At 45.1% G+C, this 2,435-nt stretch carries 2 protein-coding genes; both read left to right on the top strand.

Annotated features, from left to right (window positions below):
• The first annotated feature begins 432 nt into the window (after positions 1 to 432).
• On the top strand, positions 433 to 1,605 hold the full coding sequence (locus MLE27_RS17860) for a J domain-containing protein (RefSeq protein ID WP_243313994.1): 1,173 nt from the start codon (positions 433 to 435) through the stop codon (positions 1,603 to 1,605).
• Positions 1,606 to 1,623: 18 nt separating this feature from the next.
• Entirely contained in the window at positions 1,624 to 2,073 is a 450-nt protein-coding gene (locus MLE27_RS17855) for a hypothetical protein (RefSeq protein WP_243313992.1), read from the top strand.
• Positions 2,074 to 2,435 lie beyond the last annotated feature (362 nt).

The raw sequence follows: 2,435 nt of genomic DNA, 5'->3' as shown, positions 1-2,435 counted from the left end.
CCAAGTGGCTCTGGACTTACAACAACGAACGGCCCAACATGGGCATCGGCGGCATCACTCCGAGGCAGAAACTGAGAACGGCTGCATAGCCCTACTTTTCAGACAGCCTAAAAAGGGGAGGATTACCATACCGCGCTTAGTTTGGAGGTAAAGATGCTTCTTGGCGCGAAACCTGACAAATTTGTTTGCCGGTATTGTGGGATGAAAACAACGAATAGCATGTTGGCTGGTTGTAACTGCGCGACGAGTCCAACGAAAGGACATGTTCTCATGCATGACAGCGGGCTTTATAGCTGTAAGTGGTGTGGTCGAAAATTCAACGACCCATTTCACATCGTAACGCAGTGCGACAGAAGTTCGCATGGCACTCACGAGATAATGGAGTAGTTTCTTAGGGTAATTCGCTAGCATTTCTACTCATGGAGCAAGCTGATGAGTTCATTTTCTATTGAAAAGATTCTTGTCCTTTTTGAGCTTAATCCTGGTGCAACATTTGACGAATTCAAGCTGTCATATAGGCAGTTGTGTATGGTGTGGCATCCAGACAGGCAGCCAGGCAATTTGAGGCAGCGCGCTGAAAATAAGTTGAAAGAATTGAATGCGGCGTTTGAATGGCTCGTCGAAAACAAAGACCAATTGAATCAAAGGCCTAACTCTTCAACGCAGGAGATCAAGGCGGAAAGTGAAGCTTGTTTTCCAAAAGGGAATGTCGGGTTTTCTGTTCTTGGCAAACAGGCGCTCATCAACGAGGAGTACTTGAAGGAATGCTTAAGATATCGCGAATATCTTTCTTTTGCTGCAGATAACTTTGGTAAGTTTGAGGGGGCCTGGAACAATTGTAAAACATTGGACTGCATCAGGGATGTAATTAATAAGGGTACAGACCATTTGCGCTATCCAGTTGCGAACTTCATCAAAGACACGCTTGTGCGCAACAAAATTCTAAACTACAGTGCGGAGGATATAGTAAGTAGCTCTGATGATGAATTTTTTACAATTTATCACTATAATGTGCTGGAGAGGTTTGATGGCACTGACTGGAGAGGGTTGAGAGATAAGAATTATGATCTTGGCATGATTTTTCAAAGTTGCCAAAAGGCATCGTTTGCTTTCACAGTTGATGCGTACAAAACAATGCAAGGAATCGTTGGTGACAATGGATACAATATCGCTGCCTCATGGGACAAGAGGAAGGAAAACTTTGAGCGAGCAAGCAATGTGCTGGAGAATCTTGATTCGTCAAGAATGAGTGGTCCGGAGAAGATAGATACAATTCTGACGTGCATAGCGCTGAATCCCATCGGGGCAGATTTGTATGACAAACTGATCGTCTGCGCTCGTCAGGCAGGCGCTTCTGGAGCTGACTTCTCTTCATTGGTTCAGTTTGTATCAAGGCAAATCCCTTTTGTTGCTGAGTGCTCTCGCGAAATGGCAAAAATCAGCAATATCCCTGATGGCGCTGAACGCAACGAACATTCTCAGGCTGACAAATTGGCGTCAGAATCCAATTCAGAAGAAGAGTTGGGAAAGGCGTGGCAAGAATTCAAAGAAGAAATGGGTAAGAATCCGATTGTCAAAGGCTTTCGGAAGCTATTTAAGTCTTAACTGGCACGAATAACAGCCATGGGAGGCACATCGAGTATGTGTGCATTAGCTGTAACAAACATCGGCAGTCGCGTCTTTTTTGTTTTGCGTGTGCTTCTTGTGTCCTTGTTAATTTCGATGTGTTCCGCATGCTTTACGCAAGAAAAAAAGTCTGAACAGCAGATTCAACGTGAATGGGTTGACAGGCAACAATATAGCTGGGGTGTTTCTTCGGAATATGCAGGCACTGGGGTTCGAGGGTTTGCAAATAGGGCTGCGTCAGCGGTTAAGTCTGTGATTGTTGAGAATAAAATATTGGGATTTATTCTTACATTGCTATGGTCTGTCGTTGAACAATTCGTAATGGTGCTTATTTTGCTTCAAGACGTATTTCATCTACAGTTGTTTGGAATTCCGTGCATTGTGATTGAATCAGTAATTGTCAGTCCATTCCAGCTTCTTGGGGGATGTTTCGGTGTGTATTTTTAATGCTATAAGCGCTTTTGTAACACTCCATGGCGCCAATCTGTCAAGATTGGCGCTTTCGCAACCCTGGATTGTTTGCTTGTCGAACATTCAATGTCCTGGAATAGACGTTTGCTGCCTGAATGAATCCATAGCTACGTGAACGCCTACAAAACGAGATACTAGTCCTCTTGTCCTGCTAAAGGTAGATATAACGACCACAGGGGGCGATGCCATGGGTATTCGAGGTCGACGGGGTGGTAATCCTCCCCTTTTTAGGCTGTCTGAAAAGTAGGGCTATGCAGCCGTTCTCAGTTTCTGCCTCGGAGTGATGCCGCCGATGCCCATGTTGGGCCGTTCGTTGTTGTAAGTCCAGAGCCACTTGG

Source organism: Fundidesulfovibrio agrisoli (assembly GCF_022808715.1).
GTDB lineage: Bacteria > Desulfobacterota > Desulfovibrionia > Desulfovibrionales > Desulfovibrionaceae > Fundidesulfovibrio > Fundidesulfovibrio agrisoli.
This window is presented reverse-complemented; position numbering and strand designations above follow the sequence as displayed.

What these genes read in the sequence shown, in the direction of transcription:
- MLE27_RS17860 (WP_243313994.1), top strand. Translation starts at nt 433, where the DNA reads ATGAGTTCATTTTCTATTGAAAAGATTCTTGTCCTTTTTGAGCTTAAT.
- MLE27_RS17855 (WP_243313992.1), top strand. Translation starts at nt 1,624, where the DNA reads ATGGGAGGCACATCGAGTATGTGTGCATTAGCTGTAACAAACATCGGC.